This window comes from Dermacoccus sp. 147Ba, from assembly GCF_004151355.1.
Taxonomy (GTDB): domain Bacteria; phylum Actinomycetota; class Actinomycetes; order Actinomycetales; family Dermatophilaceae; genus Dermacoccus; species Dermacoccus abyssi.
The window spans coordinates 50,753-70,904 of sequence record NZ_SEHL01000007.1 but is presented as its reverse complement, the minus strand read 5'-3'; the positions used below and the strand labels follow the sequence as shown (position 1 = coordinate 70,904).

General features: G+C 67.9%; 20 protein-coding genes. 5 read left to right on the top strand and 15 right to left on the bottom strand.

Going from position 1 to position 20,152, the window contains the following annotated elements; all coding sequences use genetic code 11:
- Window positions 1-36: 36 nt before the first annotated feature.
- From EVU97_RS10345 to EVU97_RS10330, 4 genes are all read right to left on the bottom strand, one after another.
- Window positions 37-1,086 carry a LacI family DNA-binding transcriptional regulator gene (locus EVU97_RS10345; protein ID WP_129665587.1) on the bottom strand — a complete coding sequence of 350 codons (1,050 nt, stop codon included), beginning with the start codon at window positions 1,084-1,086 and terminating at the stop codon, window positions 37-39.
- A gap of 140 nt (window positions 1,087-1,226) precedes the next feature.
- On the bottom strand, window positions 1,227-2,183 hold the full coding sequence (locus EVU97_RS10340; RefSeq protein ID WP_129665585.1) for a sugar ABC transporter permease: 957 nt from the start codon (window positions 2,181-2,183) through the stop codon (window positions 1,227-1,229).
- The gene (locus EVU97_RS10335) at window positions 2,183-3,706 is read right to left on the bottom strand and encodes an ABC transporter permease subunit (RefSeq protein ID WP_129665583.1); all 1,524 of its coding nucleotides are present in this window, start codon (window positions 3,704-3,706) and stop codon (window positions 2,183-2,185) included. The genes EVU97_RS10340 and EVU97_RS10335 overlap by 1 nt, the downstream gene beginning before the upstream one ends.
- Before the next feature lie 86 nt (window positions 3,707-3,792).
- Entirely contained in the window at window positions 3,793-5,109 is a 1,317-nt protein-coding gene (locus EVU97_RS10330) for a maltose ABC transporter substrate-binding protein (protein WP_129665581.1), read from the bottom strand.
- 360 nt (window positions 5,110-5,469) lie between these two features.
- Between EVU97_RS10330 and EVU97_RS10325 the strand changes: the two genes are divergently transcribed.
- From EVU97_RS10325 to EVU97_RS10315, 3 genes are all read left to right on the top strand, one after another.
- Window positions 5,470-6,540, top strand: a complete 1,071-nt coding sequence (locus tag EVU97_RS10325; protein ID WP_129665579.1) for an ABC transporter ATP-binding protein — start codon at window positions 5,470-5,472, stop codon at window positions 6,538-6,540.
- A gap of 125 nt (window positions 6,541-6,665) precedes the next feature.
- The gene (locus EVU97_RS10320) at window positions 6,666-7,907 is read left to right on the top strand and encodes a DUF4032 domain-containing protein (protein WP_129665577.1); all 1,242 of its coding nucleotides are present in this window, start codon (window positions 6,666-6,668) and stop codon (window positions 7,905-7,907) included.
- A 96-nt stretch (window positions 7,908-8,003) separates the two neighbouring features.
- Complete coding sequence (locus EVU97_RS10315) at window positions 8,004-8,771, top strand: RDD family protein (protein ID WP_205744891.1); 768 nt, start codon at window positions 8,004-8,006, stop codon at window positions 8,769-8,771.
- Between the two features lie 92 nt (window positions 8,772-8,863).
- Here EVU97_RS10315 and rlmB read toward each other — a convergent pair whose 3' ends face one another.
- The 7 genes from rlmB to EVU97_RS10280 all read right to left on the bottom strand — a co-directional run bounded on the left by rlmB (window position 8,864) and on the right by EVU97_RS10280 (window position 14,955).
- A complete protein-coding gene (gene rlmB / locus EVU97_RS10310) occupies window positions 8,864-9,838 on the bottom strand; it encodes a 23S rRNA (guanosine(2251)-2'-O)-methyltransferase RlmB (RefSeq protein ID WP_118913466.1) in 975 nt (324 codons plus the stop codon).
- Entirely contained in the window at window positions 9,838-11,286 is a 1,449-nt protein-coding gene (gene cysS, locus EVU97_RS10305; RefSeq protein ID WP_047312323.1) for a cysteine--tRNA ligase, read from the bottom strand. Before cysS ends, rlmB begins: the two co-directional genes overlap by 1 nt.
- 100 nt (window positions 11,287-11,386) lie before the next feature.
- Complete coding sequence (locus EVU97_RS10300) at window positions 11,387-12,043, bottom strand: MBL fold metallo-hydrolase (protein WP_129665572.1); 657 nt, start codon at window positions 12,041-12,043, stop codon at window positions 11,387-11,389.
- A complete protein-coding gene (locus tag EVU97_RS10295) occupies window positions 12,043-13,128 on the bottom strand; it encodes an S-(hydroxymethyl)mycothiol dehydrogenase (protein ID WP_129665570.1) in 1,086 nt (361 codons plus the stop codon). The genes EVU97_RS10300 and EVU97_RS10295 overlap by 1 nt, the downstream gene beginning before the upstream one ends.
- 83 nt (window positions 13,129-13,211) lie before the next feature.
- A complete protein-coding gene (gene ispF, locus EVU97_RS10290) occupies window positions 13,212-13,712 on the bottom strand; it encodes a 2-C-methyl-D-erythritol 2,4-cyclodiphosphate synthase (protein ID WP_129665568.1) in 501 nt (166 codons plus the stop codon).
- Window positions 13,709-14,476: a 2-C-methyl-D-erythritol 4-phosphate cytidylyltransferase gene (locus EVU97_RS10285; RefSeq protein ID WP_129665768.1), complete on the bottom strand. Its 768-nt coding sequence runs from the start codon at window positions 14,474-14,476 to the stop codon at window positions 13,709-13,711. The genes ispF and EVU97_RS10285 overlap by 4 nt, the downstream gene beginning before the upstream one ends.
- A complete protein-coding gene (locus EVU97_RS10280; protein WP_047312327.1) occupies window positions 14,473-14,955 on the bottom strand; it encodes a CarD family transcriptional regulator in 483 nt (160 codons plus the stop codon). Before EVU97_RS10280 ends, EVU97_RS10285 begins: the two co-directional genes overlap by 4 nt.
- A gap of 223 nt (window positions 14,956-15,178) precedes the next feature.
- Between EVU97_RS10280 and EVU97_RS10275 the strand changes: the two genes are divergently transcribed.
- Complete coding sequence (locus EVU97_RS10275) at window positions 15,179-15,733, top strand: hypothetical protein (protein ID WP_129665566.1); 555 nt, start codon at window positions 15,179-15,181, stop codon at window positions 15,731-15,733.
- An 89-nt stretch (window positions 15,734-15,822) separates the two neighbouring features.
- On the opposite strand, the gene EVU97_RS10270 is transcribed toward EVU97_RS10275, so the two are convergent.
- On the bottom strand, window positions 15,823-16,503 hold the full coding sequence (locus EVU97_RS10270) for a response regulator transcription factor (RefSeq protein WP_047312328.1): 681 nt from the start codon (window positions 16,501-16,503) through the stop codon (window positions 15,823-15,825).
- On the bottom strand, window positions 16,500-17,759 hold the full coding sequence (locus EVU97_RS10265) for a cell wall metabolism sensor histidine kinase WalK (RefSeq protein ID WP_047312329.1): 1,260 nt from the start codon (window positions 17,757-17,759) through the stop codon (window positions 16,500-16,502). Before EVU97_RS10265 ends, EVU97_RS10270 begins: the two co-directional genes overlap by 4 nt.
- 191 nt (window positions 17,760-17,950) lie before the next feature.
- Here EVU97_RS10265 and phoU point away from each other — a divergent pair, with 191 nt between their 5' ends.
- Complete coding sequence (phoU, locus tag EVU97_RS10260) at window positions 17,951-18,613, top strand: phosphate signaling complex protein PhoU (RefSeq protein ID WP_129665564.1); 663 nt, start codon at window positions 17,951-17,953, stop codon at window positions 18,611-18,613.
- 220 nt (window positions 18,614-18,833) lie between these two features.
- Here the strand turns inward: phoU and EVU97_RS10255 are convergent, their stop codons facing one another.
- Window positions 18,834-19,580 carry a phosphoglyceromutase gene (locus EVU97_RS10255; protein ID WP_129665562.1) on the bottom strand — a complete coding sequence of 249 codons (747 nt, stop codon included), beginning with the start codon at window positions 19,578-19,580 and terminating at the stop codon, window positions 18,834-18,836.
- Between the two features lie 38 nt (window positions 19,581-19,618).
- Window positions 19,619-20,125, bottom strand: a complete 507-nt coding sequence (locus tag EVU97_RS10250; RefSeq protein ID WP_047312332.1) for a YbjN domain-containing protein — start codon at window positions 20,123-20,125, stop codon at window positions 19,619-19,621.
- Window positions 20,126-20,152: the final 27 nt, after the last annotated feature.

Below are 20,152 nucleotides of genomic sequence, written 5' to 3'. Positions count from 1 at the left end.
AGCTGACTCGAAGTGCGTCAGGCGCCCCCCCCTGCGTCAGGTGCTCGAGTGAACCCTCACGGCACCCGTGTGCGGACCTGTCGAGGCGCGCACGACGAGTTCGGGGGCGAACACCACCTCGTCGTGTTCGCTCGCCTGCCCCTTGATCTGCTGCACGAGAATGTCGACGGCGCCCGCTGCCAGTGCGGCGACGTTCTGGCGCACCGTCGTCAGCGGCGGTGCGGTGTGTTCGCACATCATCGAACCGTCGTAGCCGACGACCGACAGGTCACCGGGGACGTCGAGACCCTCGAGGCGTGCCGCTCGGATGGCACCCAGCGCCATGAGGTCCGAACCGCAGATGATCGCGCTGACCCCGCGCGCGACGAGCCGACGAGTCGCCAGTTCACCGCCTTCCAGCGTGAACCACGTGTGCTCGACGAGCGCCTCGAAAGTCTGGGCGGCCGCGATCTCACGGAAGGCCTGCGTCTTGCGGATCGAGGGAATGTAGCGAGCCGGCCCGACGGCCAACCCGATGCGGTCGTGGCCGAGGCGACGCAGGTGTTCGACGGCGAGATGGATCGCCGCGCCGTCGTCGGTCGAGAGCGACGGCGCCGGCAGATCCTCGCGGTGTCCGTTGATGAGCACGAGCGGCAGACCGGCCTCGAGCATCTCGCGCTGGCGCGCCACGGACGCCGTGGTGTCGGCGTGGCGCCCGCTCACCTGGACGATGCCCGCGACGCCTCGCTCGAGCAGCATCGAGAGGTACTCGTCCTCCTGCACGCCGCCCGCGCTCGTCGGGCACAGAACCGCCGTGTACCCCTCCGCGGCGAGTCGGGTCGTCACGGCCTGAGCGAGGGCCGGAAAGATCGGGTTGTCGAGCTCGGGCACGACGAGGCCGATCGCCCCAGTGCCCGCACGCTGCAGGTTCGAGGGGCGCGAGTACCCGAGCACGTCGACCGCGGTGAGGACGCTCTGTCGGGTGGCCTCGGCGACGCCCGACTTGTTGTTGAGCACTCGGCTCACGGTCGCCTGCGACACCCCAGCCGCCTCCGCGATCTCCAACAGTCGCAGCGGCGAGCCCCCCTCGCCATGCACGTTCGCCATGTCTCCCCCAGAACTCGACGCGTACGTCGACCGTACAGTTCGCGCCTCCCTCCGAAATGATGTGTCTCGACCTTCGACGGGAGACGCCACTGCCGCCGAGGCCGTGAGGCGCCCGGCGGCAGTGGCGGGTGGCGGGACACTCACTTGACGGAGCCCGAGGTGAGTCCTCCGATGAGCTGCTTCTGGAACGCGAGGTAGAGGCCCATGATGGGCAGCGAGCACAGGAGCGCGCCCGCAGCGAACTGCCCGAACAGGGCGTTGCGCTGCTGACCGAAGGTCATGCCGTACAGACCCACGCCGAGCGTCTGCTTCGACACGTCGGTGAGGAAGATGCTCGCGAGCAGGAACTCACCGAACAGGCCCACGAACGTCACCATGAAGACCGTCACGAGGATCGGTCGCACGAGCGGCAGCGTCAGGGAGAAGAAGACGCGGGCGTGTGAGGCACCGTCCACGTGCGCGGCCTCGTCGAGTTCCTTCGGCACGGTGTCGAAGTAGCCCTTGAGCAGCCACACGTTGGAACCCATCGCACCGCCCATGTAGACGAGGATGAGGCCCCACAGCGTGTTGAGGCCGAACGGCGGCAGCACCTCGCCGATCTTCGTGAAGGTGATGTAGAGGCCGACGAAGGCGAGCAGTGCCGGGAACATCTGCAGCAGCAGGAGGGCCAGCAGCATCGCACGCCGGCCCTTGAACCGCAGGCGCGAGAACGCGAAGGCCGCACAGGCGCCGATGAAGACGCACAGGGTCGACCCGACGAACGCGATGATGAGCGCGTTCTTGTACCACGTGACGAACGGGTGCGACTCGTCGGTGAACAGCGCCGTGAAGTTGTCGAGCGAGAAGCCGCTCGGCAGCAGGCCCGTCGAGCTCAGCGTGCCGGCCGGGTTGAATGCGGCCGACATGAGGAACACGATCGGGAACAGCGCGAAGGCGAGGGCCAGCAGCGCGAGGGCGTGGCGCCACCACACGTCCCGGAAGCTTCCGCGAACCACCGGCTTATTCGCGCGGGCGCCCTTGGCCTCGTTGGCGGTGCGGGCGGCGTCACCGATCGGCTCGAAGGGAGCGACCGGCCCGTTGACGGGGCTGACGGACATCAGTTGACCTCCTCGAGGGCCTTGCTGCGCAGGAAGCCGGGGAAGCTCAGCAGCGCGACGATGATGAAGATGACGACGGCGATCGCGGAGGCGAAGCCGAAGTTCGGGCTCGTGCCGTCCATCGCGAGACGGAAGGCGTACGTGATGAGCAGGTCCGTGGAACCGATCTGGGTGTCGCCTCCGACGAAGGGAGCACCCTTCGTCACGAGGTAGATGAGGCCGAAGTTGTTGAAGTTGAAGGCGAACGATGCGATGAGCAGCGGGCCGACGGCGACGATGCGGGCGGCCTCCATGACGTCACCGGGCAACGACTGCAGCGCACCCGTGCACACGACGAACATGTAGGGGAGGCCGAGCCACAGGTTGACGAGCAGGATGGCGGCGCGCGCGGCCCACGGGTCACCCATCCAGTCGATGTCGAGGCCCGTCATCGTGTTGATGAGGCCGAACTCCTGGTTGAACATCGAGGCCCACACGAGCGCCGAGACGAACACGGGCACGGCGTACGGCAGGATGAGCAGGCTGCGGTAGATGGCCTTGCCCTTCATGCGCGGGTCGTTGAGCAGCAGGGCGAGAAGCATGCCGAGCACGAACGTCGTGAGCACCGAGAGCACGGCGAAGGCGATGTTCCAAGCGAAGATGCCGAGGAAGCCCGAGCGCAGCGTCGGGTTGGTGAACAGGCTCGTGTAGTTCTTGAGCCCGACGTTCTCCTTCCACCCGACGGCGAGCGGCGAGCCTTCACCGTTCTTCGGCTCCCAGCGCGCGTTCTTCGCGACGTAGACGGTGCCGGTGGAGCTGTCGACGAGTTCGTTCTTGGCCTCGTCGAGACGCAGCGCGGGCTTGCCCTCGAACGCCTGCGTGGCGCCGCTGGCCTTGATGCCGCCTCCGTCGTCGGTGGGCACCGCGAAGGCGCTCAGATCCTTGCGGCGGTTGGCCTCGCCGAGGTTGAGGATGTGGAAGCCCTCGGCCGAGGTGATGCGCCCGAGGCTCATCTCGGTCGCACCCGCGAGCGGCGCGGTGCCCTTGGCGTCACCGACGAGCTTGTTCCCCTTCTCGTCGGCGAGCAGGAAGTACAGGTCGCCCTTCGTGACGTCCTGGCCCTCCTTGACCGCAACCGAGAGGTTGTACGTCGGCGAACCCGGAACCTGCTGCACGGAGTAGGCGATGTTCTGCTTCGTCGACTCCTCCTTGGAGACGAGGTGGCCCTGGCCGTAGTTCGTGAACGACGTGGCAGCCGTGTAGGCGATCGGCCACACCTGGAGGCCGACGAGCAGCAGCAGCCCTGGCAGCAAGTACTTGGCGGGGACGTTCTTGCGGGTGCCGTAGACGACGAGGACGGCCATCGCGACGAAGGCGACCCCGACGACGGCGAGCGAGTACCCGGCGGACGCGAGCTTCGTCACGAGGTAGAGGCACAGCGCGAGGGCCGCGGCGATGGCCACCCACTTGGTGACGATCGCCCAACGGGCGCTCTTCGCGGGAGGCAGAGCTGAACTCTGCGCGGGGGCGGCAGGCGTCGCCATGAACGTTCTCCAGGGGGGTGAGGCGAAGGGGTGGGTGCGGCGTGAGCCGGTGACCGAGGGACGGTCACCGGCTCACGGGAGGAGGGTCAGTTACCGGCCTTGATAGCGGCCTGAATCTCCGACTGCGCCTTGTTGAAACGGGCGTCCGGTGCGGACTTGCCCGAGATGACGTCGGCCAGGGCCTGGCCGAGCGGCTGCCAGACGGCGTTCATCGCGGGGATGTTCGGCATCGGCTTGGCGCCCTCGCCGGCAGCTGCCCACTGGGCGACCTGCGGGTCGGTCTTGGCCACGGCGTCGAAGGCGGCCTTGAGTGCCGGCGGACGCTTGCCGACCTCGAAGAGCTGCTTCTGCGCGGCTTCGGTGGTGAGTAAGGACGTCGCGAACGTCTGGGCGACCGTGGCGTTCTTGGCCTTCGATGAGACGTAGAACATCTGGACGCCGAGGAACGGCGTCATCTTGCCGCCGCCTTCGACGGTCGGCATGGCGCTGACGGCGTACTTCACGCCGGCCTTGTCGTAAGTCGGAAGCGACCACGGACCCGTGATGGTGTAGGCGGCCTTGCCGTTCGCGAAGAGGTTGTCGGCGTTCGTCTTGTCGATGTTGGTCGACAAAACCTTCTTCTTGCCGAGCTCGGCAAGAAGGTTCGCGCCCTTGAGCGTCTCCGGCGAGTTCACCATGAGCTTGTTGGCGTCGTAGTCGCCGTTGTCCTTCGTACCGAAGATGCCGCCCTTGAACCCGGAGAGGAACGGGTAGCCGTGGTAGGCGTCGCCGACCTTGCCCATTTCGAGGGCGAGGACGTTGGTGGCCTTCTTCGAGTCGACGGCCTTCTGGCCCGTGGCGATGAGCTCGTCGAGCGTCTTCGGCGCGTCCTTGGCGTAGGCCGTGTTGCGCACGAGGGCCATGTTCTCGACAGCGTAGGGCACGCCGTAGGTCTGGCCGTTGTACTTCGACGCCGTGATGGCGACCGGGTTGAACCCGGCAGCCGTCTGGGCGGAGAGCTGGACGGGAGCGACGGAACCATTGGCGACGAGCTCGCCCATCCAGTCGTGTGCGCCGACGATGATGTCGGGAGCCTGACCGGCCTTGAAGGCGGTGTTGTAGTTGCCGCGCACGTCCGTGGCGGTCTGCACGGAGACCTTGACGCCGTTCTGCCTGGCGAACTCCGAGGCCAGCTTCGAGACGGTCGGGGCAGCGGTACCGTCGGTCCAGATGACGAGGTCGGCGCTGGCGTCGCGCTTCGGGTCCTTCGCGTTGACTGCGCCGGTCGCGGCGGCCGAGCCGGACGCGGACGATCCGGACGACTTCGAGCTGCTCTTGCTCGAGGACGAGTCTGTGCCACCGCAGGCGGACAGCGAGAAGGCGACGACGCCCGCGAGGGCGACGGCAACACTGCGCTTGGTCATGGGTACTTTGATACATGAGGAACGCCCTCGGGTGAGAGCGTGTGGTCCACTTCACATTGTGAGGACGCTTTCACCGTTTGCAAAGTTTTTCAGATAACGGTTTCATCACCGCGCAGAGCGACGCGGGCGGACATGTCGAACCGATTCCCGTGCGCCCGTTGGAGATCGGATTCGGAGTCCGGCTGCACGGCGAGGATGTATCAGCTGTGCTCGTTTGAGCAGCACAGAAGCAAATGTGCGCCAGGGGTAGGCAGGGGCCACCCTCCTGGGGCATGATGTGTGCGTCATCACATTTCGTGAGACACCCGTTCACAACGGATCGTCCGGCACGTTCCTGCCGGTGAGCGCCAAAGGAAAACCATGGCAACTGTCACGTACGACCGCGTCTCCCTCACCTATCCGGGCGCCGAGCGCCCCAGCGTCTCCGACCTCAACATCGACATCGCAGACGGCGAGTTCCTCGTCCTCGTCGGCCCCTCGGGCTGCGGCAAGTCGACTTCCCTGCGCATGCTGGCCGGCCTCGAGGAGATCACGAGCGGCCGCATCCTCATCGACGGCAAGGACGTCACCGCGCTGTCCCCCAAGGACCGCGACGTCGCCATGGTCTTCCAGAACTACGCGCTCTACCCGCACATGAGCGTCGCCGACAACATGGGCTTCGCGCTCAAGATCTCAGGTGTCGACAAGGCCGAGATCCGCAAGCGCGTCGAAGAGGCCGCCCAGATCCTCGACCTCACCCAGTTCCTCGAGCGCAAGCCGAAGGACCTCTCGGGTGGTCAGCGTCAACGTGTCGCCATGGGCCGCGCCATCGTCCGTCAGCCGCAGGTGTTCCTCATGGACGAGCCGCTGTCGAACCTCGACGCCAAGCTGCGCGTCCAGACGCGTACGCAGATCGCCGACCTGCAGCGCCGCCTCGGCGTCACGACCGTCTACGTCACGCACGACCAGGTCGAGGCCATGACGATGGGTGACCGCGTCGCCGTCCTCAAGGACGGCCTGCTGCAGCAGTGCGACACCCCGCGCAACATGTACGACCGCCCGGCCAACGTCTTCGTCGCCGGTTTCATCGGCTCGCCGGCCATGAACCTCTTCGAGGTGCCGATCAAGGACGGCGAGGTGCTTCTCGGCACGAGCAGCATCCCGATGCCGGCGAGCGCCAACCCAAAGGCCAACCGCGTCACGCTCGGCATTCGACCCGAGGATCTCGCGCCGGCCGACGAAGGGCTCAAGGTCGACGTCGTCATGGTCGAGGAGCTCGGCGCCGACGCATACGTCTACGGCAAGACGCAGGCAGACGGCGAGGAGTACCAGGTCATGGCTCGCGTCGACGGCCGCCGTCCCCCGAAGAAGGGCGACACGATCTTCTTCGCGCCGAAGACCGACCACATCCACCTCTTCGACGTCGAGACGGGCGAGCGCGTCAACGACTGACCCGCACTGCACGAGGTGAGGGGCGCCGCAGCCTGCGGCGCCCCTCACGCGCGTTCGGAGCTCGGCTGGTGGACACGCGGAGCGCGCGGAACCGGCACACCTATGCCAGATGGGAGAATGACGCGGTGGCACTCGACATCAAGGCCTCACGGCCCTACCCGGCGCTGTTCAGTCTGCCGTGGAGCACCCCGCTCGAGGAGTGGCCCGCCGACCGTCTGGCTGCCCTCCCCCGCGGCATCTCGCGTCACATCGTGCGTTTCGCCCGCGTCGACGGCCGCGTGTTGGCCGTCAAGGAGATCAAGAGCGACATCGCGTTGCGCGAGTACAACATGCTCAAGCAGCTGCGCCGCCTGCACCTGCCGTGTGTGGAAGCCATCGCCGTCGTCACCGGCCGAACCGCCCCCGACGGCTCTCCCCTCGACGCCTGCCTGCTCACCCGTCACCTGCAGTTCTCCATGCCCTACCGGGCGATGATCAGCCAGACGCTGCGCCCCGACGCCGCCACACGGCTCATCGACGCCCTCGCCGTGCTGCTCGTCAAGGTGCACCTCGTCGGTTTCTGGTGGGGCGACGTCTCCTTGTCGAACGCCCTCTTCCGCCGCGACGCCGGTGAGTTCGCCGCGTACCTCGTCGACGCCGAGACCGGCGAACTGCGCGATCAGCTCTCCGACGGTCAGCGTGAGCACGACCTCGACATCGCCCGCGTCAACATCGCCGGCGAACTCATGGATCTCCAAGCCGGCGGCATGCTTCCGGAGGACATGGACCCCATCGAGGTGAGCAACACCATCGTCGAGCGCTATCACGAGCTCTGGCGGGCGATCACCGACACCGAGCGCTTCGACGCCAGCGAGGCTTGGCGTGTCGAGGAACGCATCCGGGCTCTCAACGAGCTCGGCTTCGACGTCGGTGAACTCGACATCACCACCGACATCGACGGCACGACGATGCAGATCAAACCGCAGATCGTGGAAGCCGGCTACCACTCACGCCGTCTGCGCCACCTCACGGGCCTCGAGGTCGGCGAGAACCAGGCGCGTCGCCTGCTCAACGACCTCGTGAGCTTCACCGCGAGCAAGAACCGTCAGAACGACGACGAGGAGGCCGTCGCCCGCGACTGGCTGGCCACGATCTACGAGCCCGTCACGCGCTCCGTACCGCCCGAGATGCGCGGCAAACTCGAACCCGCCGAGATCTTCCACGAGGTGCTCGAGCACCGCTGGTACATGTCGGAGCGACAGCGCCACGACGTGACGATCGAACAGGCCGTCGTGGACTACGTGAAGCACATCCTTCCCACGAAGCCGGACGAGAAGAACGTCATCGCGCCCGACACGACACCGATGCAGATGGATCTCAACCCCTGATCCGTGCGTCCTAGTGCGGTACGCCTTCGGCCAACGCCAGCCCGAACGGGCTAGCGTGTGCGCCAGGACATGACGAACCACAAGGGTGGAGGAACAGTGAGCACCAACGATCCGCACGGTCCGGGCGGCCTCGGAGACCAGTTCAACGCCAATGCGCACGGCCAGAACAACGGCGGTCAGTACGGGCAGCAGCCTCACGGCCAGCAGCCGGGACACGACGCGTACGGTCAGCAGGGCAACCAGCACTACGGGCAGCAGCCATACGGCCAGCAGCAGTACGGCCAGCAAGGGCACGACGCGTACGGCCAGGGCGGCCAACAGTACGGCCAGCCCGCGTACGGCGCGCAGCCTGGCTACGGCCAGCAGCAGTTCGGTGCCATGGCCCAGGCCCCGATGCCCTACGCGCACTGGGGCAAGCGCGTCCTCGCGTACCTCCTCGACACCCTGATCATGATGCCGTTCATCATCATCGCCGCCATTGCGATGGGCACGTCGATGAGCGACCTCGAGACCTCCACCGACGTGTACGGCAACACGACCACCACCGGCAGCCCGAGCACGGGCGCCTTGGCTCTCGGGATGCTGTGCTATCTCGTGGTTTTCGCGTTCTCCATCTGGAACCTTGTGTTCCGTCAGGGCAAGACGGGCCAGAGCCTCGGCAAGAAGTGGACCGGTATCACGCTCCTCTCGGAGCAGACCGGTCAGCCCCTCGGCGCCGGCATGACGTTCGTGCGTGGGCTCGCACACTTCCTCGACTCGCTTCCGTGCAACATCGGCTACCTGTGGCCGCTGTGGGACACCAAGCGTCAGACCTTCGCCTACAAGATCATGAACTCGGTCGTCGTGGAGAAGCCGAACAGCTGATCGCCTCACGCACGAACGAGGAGCGCCCCGACCGGATCGGTCGGGGCGCTCCTCGTGTTTCGCGTGATGCAGCCGCGCTGTACGGCGCAGTGTCAGCGCGTCGAGCCCAGCCCGCGGTTCACGGCCACCTGGTACAGCGTGACGCTCGTGGCGATGCCTGCGTTGAGCGACTCGACGGAGGAACTCATCGGCACCGACACGATCTGGTCGCAGGTCTCCGCGACGAGACGCGAGAGGCCCTTGCCCTCGGAACCGACGACGACGACGAGCGGGCGGTCCGCCAGCTCGAGGCCGGGCAGGTCGACGTCACCGTCCATGTCGAGGCCGATGACGAAGAAGCCCGCCTTCTTGAAGTCCTTGAGCGCCGCCGTGAGGTTGCTCGCCTGAGCCACCGGGATGCGCGCAGCTGCACCGGCCGAGGTCTTCCAGGCCGACGCGGTCATGCCGGCGCTACGTCGCTGCGGAACGACGACGCCGTGGCCACCGAAGGCCGCCGTCGAGCGGACGATGGCGCCGAGGTTGCGGGGGTCGGTGATGCCGTCGAGCGCGACGACGAGCGGCGTGCCGGGCAGCTCCGGGTCGATGAGGTCGCCCGGGTGGGCGTAGTCGTACGGTGGCACCTGCAGCGCCAGGCCCTGGTGCACGGCACCGTCGGTGAGGCGGTCGAGTTCGCCGCGCGGCGTCTCGAGCATCGGCACGCCCTGCTCCGTGGCGATCTTGAGCGTCTCGCGCACTCGGTCGTCGGAGTCGATGCGGCTCGCGACGTAGAGCGTCGTCGCGGGCACGCCCACGCGTAGCGCCTCGAGCACCGAGTTGCGCCCGGCGATGACCTCGCTCGAGGTGCGCTCACGGCGACTCCCGCTCGAACGTCGTCCGTTCGGGGCGCCCTGGGCCGCGCCCGATCGGGCCGCGGACTTGTACGCCTTGTGGTTCGGACGTTCCTCCGCCTTCGGCGTCGGGCCCTTGCCCTCGAGGCCACGACGACGCTGGCCACCGCTGCCGACGGTCATGCCCTTCTTCGAACTGCCCTTGCGAATCGCGCCTCGGCGCGAGGAGTTGCCTGCCATCAGTTGTCCTTTCCGCCCTGCCGCGCGAGACTCCAGCGCGCGCCGTCAGGGGTGTCCTCGACCACGACGCCGGCGTCGGCCAGCTGGTCGCGGATGGTGTCGGCCGCCTCGAAGTTCTTCGCTGCGCGGGCGGCCTTGCGCTGTTCGACGAGCGCTTCGACGAGGGCGCCCAGGGCGTCCATCGCCTCGTCCTGGCCGCCGGCCGAACGACCCGACCACTGCGGGTCGAGCGGGTTGACGCCGAGCACGTCCGTCATGGCGGCGACCTGCATGGCGAGTTTCTCGACGCGCTCCACGTCGGCCTCGTCGATGGCGGTGTTGCCCTCGCGGATGGCGTCGAAGCAGGCCGCGAGCGCACCGGAGACGTTGATGTCGTCATCCATGGCCTCGACGAAGGCGCGCGGCAGTTCCACACCGGCGACGTCGTCGCTCGTGAGCACGGCGTCGGCGCCGAGCGCACGACGCAGGAAGCCCTCGATGCGCTCGACCGCAGCCGCAGCCTCGGCGAGCGAGTCCGGCGTGTACTCGATCGTCGAGCGGTAGTGGACGGCGCTGAGGTAGTAGCGCACGACGATGGGCCGCACCGTCTTCGTCAGTTCGTTGACGGCGAGGGTGTTGCCGAGCGACTTGCTCATCTTCTCGCCGGAGAGGGTGACCCAGCCGTTGTGCATCCAGTAGCGCGCGAAGCCGAGGCCCGCGGCGTGCGACTGGGCCTGCTCGTTCTCGTGGTGCGGGAAGCGCAGGTCGATACCGCCGCCGTGGATGTCGAACGTGTCACCGAGCCAGCGTCGCGCCATGGCGGAGCACTCGAGGTGCCAGCCCGGGCGGCCTTCACCCCAGGGCGTGGGCCAGTTCGCGGAGGCGGGTTCGTCGTCCTTGCGCCCCTTCCACAGGGCGAAGTCGCGCGGATCATTCTTGCCACGCGGATCTGCGTCGCCCGCAGCCTCCATGTCGTCGAGGTTCTGACGCGTGAGGGAGCCGTACTCGGGGAAGCTCTTGACGTCGAAGTAGACGTCACCGGAGCCGTCGGACGCCGGGTAGGCGTGGCCTCGCTCGATGAGCATCTCCATGAGCTCGACCATGTCGGTGACGTGCCCGGTGGCACGCGGCTCGTACGTGGGTCGCTTGACGCCGAGGGTGTCGAGCGCGTCGCTCGTCTCGCGTTCGTGCAGGTAGCTCCATGCGAACCACGGCTCGCCCGCCTCGGCGGACTTGCGCAGGATCTTGTCGTCGATGTCGGTGACGTTGCGCACCAGCGTGACGTCGTAGCCGTGCCCGCGCGTCAGCCAGTTGCGCAGCACGTCGAACGCGACGGCGAAGCGCAGGTGGCCGATGTGCGGTGAACCCTGCGTGGTGAGGCCGCAGATGTAGATGCCGACCTTGCCGGGGTTCACGGGTTCGAAGTCGCGAAGCTCGCGAGTGGCGGTGTCGAAGATCTGCAGAGTCACAGGCCCGATTCTATCGGCCCCCGCAGGCGTGCTCGCCCGGCCACGTTCTCGCCCCGGATCGACTGCAGGTGGATCCGGGGCGAGAACCCGCAGTAGTGGGTCACTCGTCCTCGAGGCCGACCTCTTCGGCGGCGAGCGTCGTCGAGTCGCCGTGGCCCGTGAGCACGACGGTGTCGCCGGGCAGGGTGAACAGCTTCTCGCGGATCGACGCCACGAGCGTCGGCTTGTCGGAGTAGGAGCGACCGGTCGCCCCCGGCCCGCCCTGGAACAGGGTGTCTCCGGTGAGCACCGCGCCGAGCGCGGGGACGAAGAAGCACACCGCACCCGGAGCGTGTCCCGGCGTGTGCATGACGCGGACGCTCGTGCCGGCCACCGTGAGCTCATCGCCGTCGGCGAGCGCCTCGTCGGGCTGCCAGTCGTGCGTCATGTCCCACAGGACGCGATCCTCGGGGTGGAGGAACACGGGTGCCCCCGTGGCTTCGCGGACGTCACCGGCCGCAGTGATGTGGTCGTTGTGGGCGTGCGTGCACCAGATGCCGACGACCGTGCGGCCCGCAACGGCGTCGAGGATCGGGGCTGCGTCGTGGGCCGGGTCGACGACGGCGACCTCCCGGTCATCGCCGATGAGCCAGACGTTGTTGTCGACGTCCCAGCTGCCACCGTCGAGTTCGAAGGTGCCGGACGTGACGACACGCTGGATGCGCAGGCCGTCCTCGTGTGCGAGAACAGCGGCGCCCTGGTCGGTGAATTCGGCCATCAGAGGGTCACCACCGAACGCAGCACCTTGCCGCCCTTCATCGTGTCGAAGGCCTTCTCGACCTCGTCGAGACCGATCTTCTCGGTGATGAACTCCTCGAGCGGGAAGCGGCCCTGCTTGTAAAGGTCGACGAGCATCGGGAAGTCGCGCTCCGGCAGGCAGTCGCCGTACCAGCTCGACTTGAGCGCACCACCGCGGCCGAAGATCTCGAGCAGCGGCAGCGTGAGCTCCATGTCGGGCGTCGGCACGCCGACGAGGACGACGCGGCCGGCCAGGTCGCGGGCGTAGAACGCCTGCTCGTACGTCTCGGGACGACCGACAGCCTCCACGACGACGTCGGCCCCGAAGCCGCCCGTGAGTTCACGGATCTTCTCGACGGCGTCGTCCTTCTTCGAGTTGATCGTGTGCGTGGCGCCGAACGCCTTGGCGTTGCCGAGCTTCTCGTCGTCGATGTCGACGGCGATGATGGTCGTGGCGCCGGCGGTCCTCGCACCCGCGATGGCCGCGCACCCCACGCCACCGCAGCCGATGACGGCGACGGACTCACCGCGCGTCACCTGGCCGGTGTTGACGGCCGCACCGAAACCGGCCATGACGCCGCAGCCGAGCAGGCCGACCGCCGCGGCGTCGCTCTCCTCGACCTTCGTGCACTGACCGGCCGCGACGAGCGTCTTCTCGATGAACGCACCGATACCGAGCGCCGGCGTCAGTGCGGTGCCGTCCTCGGCGAGCGTCATCTGCTGCGTCGCGTTGGCCGTGTCGAAGCAGTACCAGGGCTGGCCCTTCTTGCACGCGCGGCACTGGCCGCACACCGCACGCCAGTTGAGGACGACGAAGTCGCCCACCTCGACGTTCGTCACACCCTCGCCGACGGCCTCGACGCGACCGGCCGCCTCGTGCCCGAGGAGGAAGGGGAATTCGTCGTTGATGCCGCCCTCGCGGTAGTGCAGGTCGGTGTGGCAGACACCGCACGCCTCGATCGCGACGACGGCCTCACCCGGGCCGGGGTCGGGAACGACGATGTCGACGACTTCCACGTCGGCGTTCTTGCTACGGGCGATGACGCCCTTGACGGTCTGGGACATACCGGCTCCTCAAATGTTGTCGGGTCTGATCCCAACCTAACGAGAAGCGGTGACAACCTCGACCCGCGTCATGTCAGGGACGGTCAGTCGCGCGGGTAGACGAGCGCCGTGGCGACGGCGGCGATGCCCTCGCCGCGGCCGGTGAGGCCGAGGCCGTCACTCGTCGTGCCGCTCACCGACACCGGGGCGCCGCCGATCGCGGCCGACAGAGCGACCTGCGCCTCGTCACGGCGCTTGCCGATCTTCGGACGGTTGCCGATGACCTGAACGGCCGCGTTGCCGATCTCGAAACCGGCCTCCCGCACGAGCCGAGCAGCCTCCTCGAGCAGCGTGACGCCCTTGGCGCCCGCCAGCTCGGGGCGGTCGACGCCGAAGTGCTGCCCGAGATCGCCGATGCCGGCTGCGCTGAAGAGCGCGTCGCACAGGGCGTGAGCGGCTACGTCACCGTCCGAATGACCCTCGATGCCACGCTCACCCGGCCAGCTGAGGCCCGCGAGCGAGAGCTCCCGCTCGTCGTCGGCCAACGGGTGGACGTCGACACCGATTCCGGTGCGCGGCAGGACGACGTGGGGCTGGCTGGTCATACGGGTTCGGCCTCCGAGCGGTCGGCGAGCAGGTGTTCGGCGACGACGATGTCGAGCGGTGTCGTCACTTTGAGGGCGAAGAGATCACCGTCGACGACGAGCACCTCTCCCCCGGCGCGTTCGATGAGGGCGGCGTCGTCGGTGGCGTCGAGCCCCGATTCGTGCGCGGCCACGAGCACCGAACGACGAAACCCCTGCGGGGTCTGGACGGCACGCAGATCGGCGCGCACCGGCGTCGAGACGACGCGTTCGAGCGCAGGAGCGTCCGCTGCTCCGCCTTCTGCGCTCCTGCCGTCGTCTTCACCGTCGTCCCCGGCGGTCTGCGTGGCCTCGACGACCTTGATCGTGTCGACGACCGGCACCACCGGAATGACGGCGTCAGCCCCGGCCGCCAGGGCCGCGAGCACGCGCTCGGTGAGCTCCACAGGGGCAAGGCAGCGCGCGGCGTCGTGGACGAGGACGATGTCGCACTCGCGATCGAGCGCCCGCAGGCCACAACGGACGGAGTCACTGCGTTCCGCGCCGCCGGCCACGATCTCAACGGGAACGTCGCCGTCCGCGAACTCGCTGAGGACGTCGGCGAATTCGTCTTCGTGCGAGGCCGGAACGACGACCACGACATGCGACACGCCGCCCGTCGCCACGAGGCGACGAACGGCGTGCGTCACGAGGGGTGTACCCCCCAAGGTCACGAGCGCTTTGGGCTTTCCGGCTCCCAGACGGGTGCCGAGGCCCGCAGCGACGAGAACTGCTCCGGCGTTCAGGACGCGAGCACCTCGTCGAGGGTGGCTTCCGCCTTGTCCTCGTTCGTGTGCTCGGCGAGGGCCAGCTCGGAGACGAGGATCTGACGGGCCTTGGCGAGCATGCGCTTCTCGCCGGCCGAAAGACCACGATCCTGGTCGCGGCGCCACAGGTCACGCACGACCTCGGCCACCTTGATGACATCGCCGGAAGCGAGCTTCTCGAGGTTGGCCTTGTACCGACGCGACCAGTTGGTGGGCTCTTCGGTGTGCTCTGCGCGCAGCACCTCGAACACCTTCTCGAGCCCCTCCTTGTCGACGACGTCCCGGACGCCGACGAGGTCGCAGTTCTCGGCGGGGACCTCGATGGTCAGGTCTCCCTGGGCTACGTTCAGCACGAGGTACTGCTTGTCCTCGCCCTTGATCTTGCGCACCTTGATCTCTTCGATCGTTGCTGCGCCATGGTGCGGGTAAACGACGGTCGCGCCGACTTTGAATTCCATGTGGTATTAGCCCCTTTCGCGGCCTCCAGGATACCACGCAGCCGCGCCATTCCGGGGCCTGCGAGGCGGCCGAACCGCACATAGCACACCGAAGCAAGCCCCCCGATCGACCGCCCGAACGGGCGAGGCGCGCGACACGCCGAACATTCGGAAAAGTTTCGTTTTGATCACCGGCACGAGGCCCGGCTCACCACGTCGCTCACGAGGCGATAGTCTTGCGTGCGTGACGCGACGAATTGTGACCTCCAAGCGCCGTAGCGCCGGCGTGATGCTCGCGGCCGTGACGGCCGGTGCCACGCTCACCGGCTGCGGTCAGCTCATCAACCCGTACACCACCGAGCTGCAGTACGACGCCGCCGACGGCGTCTCGGCACGCGTCGGCGACCTTCAGGCAGCTGACCTGCTCATCGTCAACGACGGCGAGGGTTCCGAGGGCAAGCTCTCCGGTCTCGTGTACAACGCGGGTTCGTCCGACAGCCAGCTCACCATCACGGTGAACGGCGCCGACACCCAGGTCACCATCCCGGCGAACTCCAGCGTCCGTCTCGACGGCAAGGCCGACGGCAACGACGACAAGAAGGTCTCGCCCGTCACCATCTCCTCCCTCGGCGACGCGAAGGTGGGTGACCAGATCTCGGCCACGCTCAAGACGTCCCCCGGTGGTTCCACGCAGGTCGCCATCCCGGTGCTGCTCGACCAGTACCCCTACGGTGACGCCAAGGTGGAGCACCCCGAGGCCGAAACGTCCGGCAACGAGTCGCACGGCTCCGGCCACTGACCCCCGCGTCACACCACGTTCAACGGCTTCGGCCCCATCCCTCCTGTCGAGGGGTGGGCCGAAGCCGTTCGTCGTGAGGGAGCGGCCGCTCACGCCTCCAGCTTGTAGCCGAGACCTCGGACGGTGAGGATGTGACGCGGCGCACCGGGATCGGGCTCGATCTTCGCGCGCAGACGCTTGATGTGGACGTCGAGCGTCTTCGTGTCGCCGACGTAGTCGCTACCCCACACGCGGTCGATCAGCTGCATGCGCGTGAGCACGCGGCCCTCGTTGCGCAGGAGCAGTTCGAGCAGTTCGAACTCCTTGAGCGGCATCGAGATCTGCTCACCACCCACCGTCACGACATGGCGCTCGACGTCCATGACGACGGGACCGGCCTCCAGGCGGTCGGGCTCGAACTCCTCGGGCTCGCTCTGACGGCGCAGCACAGCCTTGATGCGGGCGAGCAGTTCACGCCCCGAGTACGGCTTCGTCACGTAGTCGTCCGCGCCCAGTTCGAGGCCGAGGACCTTGTCGATTTCACTGTCCTTGGCCGTCAACATGATGATCGGCACGCTCGAGCGAGTACGCAGCTGCCGACACACGTCGACGCCGGACATGCCGGGCAGCATGACGTCGAGCAGCACGAGGTCGGCGCCGGAGCGTTCGAACTCCTCGAGCCCGTCCGTTCCCGTCGCCGCGACGACGGCGTCGTAGCCTTCCTTCTTCAGCATGTAGGCGAGGGGCTCGGAGTAGGACTCCTCGTCCTCGACGACCAGGATTCGGGTCACAGCTTGTCCTTCGTCTCGGCAGTGCGGCCGGCGGCCGCGCTCACGGGTTCACGGGGCGTGTCGGCGAGTTCGGACGTCTCACGCCCGGCCCTCTCGCCGTTGCACGCGGGGATCTGCATCTCGAACGTCGAGCCGACGCCGGGTTCGCTCCACACGCGGATCTGCCCGCCGTGGTTCGCGCACACGTGCTTGACGATGGCCAGGCCGAGGCCGGTTCCGCCGGTCTGGCGCGACCGGGCCGGGTCGACGCGGTAGAAGCGCTCGAAGATGCGCTCGATCTCGGCGGCCGACAGCCCGACGCCCTGGTCGGTGACCTCAACGGCCACCGCGTCGTCCTCGCTCGACACGGCGACGACGATGCGGGTCTCGTCGCCGGAGTAGTTGACGGCGTTGTTGACGAGGTTGCGGCAGGCCGTCGTCAGGAGGCTTTCGTCGCCGAGCACCAGGTGCGGGCCTTCGTCGGTGCGTACCGACAGGCTGATGCCCCGCCCCTCGGCGAGCAGACGCGTCTCCTCGACTGCGCGATGCGCGCACTCGGCGAGGTCGACGGGCTTGGCCGTGGCGATGGTGTCGGCGCCCTGCAGGCGCGACAGGTCGACGATCTCCTGCACGAGATTCGACAGCCGTACGGTCTCGGTCTTCATGCGGGCCGCGAACCGGGCCACTGCCTCGGAGTCGTCGGCGGCGTCCTCGACGGCTTCCGCCAGCAGACGCAGGCCTCCCACCGGAGTCTTGAGCTCGTGGGAGACGTTGACGACGAAGTCGCGGCGGGTCTCCTCGATGCGACGCGCCTGCGTGCGGTCCTCGACGAGCACGACGACGATGTCGGCGTTGAGTGGCGCCACCCGAACCCGCAGGTCGAGTTCGGCACCCTCGATGGGGCCCCGCGCCAGATTGAGGTCGGTCTCGATGACGCGATTCTCGCGCCGGGAGCGTCGCACGACGTCACGCACCGCGTCGTGGCGCAGATCGACGTCACGCACGAGACCGAGCGCGTCGACGTCGTCGCTGTGCGCGGCAACGCGATCCGAGCGGTCCACGAGCATCCAGCCCGAACGCAGGGTGCGCAACAACGCCTCGGCTTCTCCCGACACGGCAGCCGGCTGCGCGGTGGACGTCGGCGTGGCCGCCGGCGTCGCAGACGGCATGCGTTCGCGCACGGAGGAACTCGACGAGCGTCGACCGAACGCGTATCCACCGACGGCCAGGGGGACGCCGACGGCCGCACCGGTGATGAGGTCGAGAATGGCTGGCACACCGTTAGATTACGCACAGGGGCCCCGGGGAGCAGAACCCTCGGCGCCTCCCTCCGGGCACGTCGCCCAGAGTTCACCTCGGGGCTTGTCTTCGTTCACCGAATCGTGCGACTCTCGCCCGGAAACACCCCCATGCTGGGCATTGCCATGCCCTGAATCCGCCCCGCCCGGGCCCAGTCCAAGGAGGACGAGTGCGCGACGCATTCCACGAGGACCTCGACAAGATCTCCGATCAGCTCGTCGACATGACGAAGCTGGTCGGCACCGCCCTCGAGCGCGCCACCGCCGCTCTTCTCGAAGGTGACCGCACGATCGCCGAGAGCGTCATCGCGGCCGACGACGACATCGACGCCCTGCGTCGTGAGGTCGACGACCTCGCCGTCGACCTGCTGGCACGCCAGCAGCCGGTGGCCACCGACCTGCGCATGGTCGTCACGGCCATGCACATGAGCTCCGACATCGAGCGCATGGGCGACCTCGCCCGTCACATCGCGAAGGTCGCGCGCATGTCGGCGCCCAACGTCGCCGTGCCCGAGAACCTGCGCCCGATCATCGCCGAGATGGCTCGCGTGGGCGAGAGGCTCGTCCAGGCGACGGGTGACGCGATCGGTTCGAAGGACGTCTACGCCGCGGTCGAGATCGGCCGCATCGACGACGAGATGGACGAGCTGCACAAGAAGGTCTTCACGACGCTGCTCGGCGACTGGGAGCACGGCATGGAGGCCGGCGTGAACGCCACCCTCCTGTCGCGCTACTACGAGCGTTACGGCGACCACGCCGTGGCCGTGGCCGACCGCATCGTCTACCTCGTGACCGGCCGCTACGGCAACCCGGACGAGGGCCTCACCCGCTGACGCCTCGCCGCACCGCTGACGGCCCGCTTCCCCGGAGGGAGGCGGGCCGTCAGCGCGTCAGGCGGCTGTTCGCATCTGGTGCATTTCTGGCCATCTGGCGGCGATATGTCGCGGCCGGATCAACAGAAGCGCACCAGCTACGACCAGCGGGGTGTGACGACGGCGCCCGCCCCTTCACGTGAAGGGGCGGGCGCCGTCAGGTGATGAAGCGCTCGGGCGATCAGGCCTTGCCCTGATTCGCCACGGCGGCTGCGGCGGCCTCGGCGGCTGCCGGGTCGAGGTAACGACCACCTTTGGTGACGGGCGTGAGGTTCTCGTCGAGCTCGTAGTACAGCGGCATGCCTGTGGGGATGTTGACGCCCACGATGTCGTCGTCACTGATGTCGTCGAGGTGCTTGACCATGGCGCGCAGCGAGTTGCCGTGTGCGGCCACGAGCACCGTCTTGCCGTCCTTGAGGTCGGGCACGATGGCGCTCTCCCAGTAGGGCAGGAAGCGCTCGATGACGTCCTTGAGGCACTCGGTCAGCGGCGCGGCGTCACCGAGGTCGGCGTAGCGCGGGTCGGCGTCCTGGCTCCACTCGCTGCCCTTCTCGATGGGCGGCGGCGGGGTGTCGAACGAACGACGCCACGTCATGAACTGCTCTTCGCCGTAGGCCTCGAGGGTTTCCTTCTTGTTCTTGCCCTGGAGGGCGCCGTAGTGACGCTCGTTGAGGCGCCAGTCTCGCTTGACCGGGATCCAGTGGCGGTCGGCGGCGTCGAGCGAGAGGTTCGCCGTCATGATGGCGCGGCGCAGCAGCGAGGTGTGCACGACGTCGGGCAGGAGGTCGGCTTCCTTGAGCAGTTCGCCGCCGCGCACGGCCTCGGCGCGGCCCTTGTCGGTGAGCGGCACGTCCACCCAGCCGGTGAAGAGGTTCTTCGCGTTCCAGTCGGACTCGCCGTGGCGGAGCAGAATCAGCTTGTACGTCATGGCGTCAGCCTAACGTCCGAGCCGTCGGCGTCCGGGGTTCAGTCGTTCTCCAGAAGGTGGCGGAAGGCCTCGAGGTTGCGCGTCGACTCGCCGTGCGTCGTGCGCCAGTGCCATTCCTTCTTCATCGACGCGAGGAAGCCGCGCGAGAGCACCTCGTTGAAGATGCCGTCGCTCGCTTCGAGCATGACGCCGAGCAGCCGGTCGAGCGCCTCACCGTCGAGGCCCGCGAGCGGCAGGCGGCCGGTGAGGTAGACGTCGCCCGCACCGTCGATGCCGTAGGCGACCCCCGGGATTCGCAGGTTGCGCTGCAGCAGGAGGCGGTAGACCTCCTCGTGGTTCTCGTCGGGGTTGCGCACGACGAACGCCATCGCCTTGAGCGTGCGATCCCCCACGACGAGCGACGTCACCGTCTTGAGCTTCTTCTCCCCCGGCAGCGTGACGACGAACTCGCCGTTCGACGCTCCGAGTTCCCATTCCAGCTCGGAGGCCTCCAGCCACTCCCGAACCGTCACTTCCGCTGCCTGAACGAGGTCGTCGGTGCTCATGACTCCAACCTACGCGGGCGGGCGGGG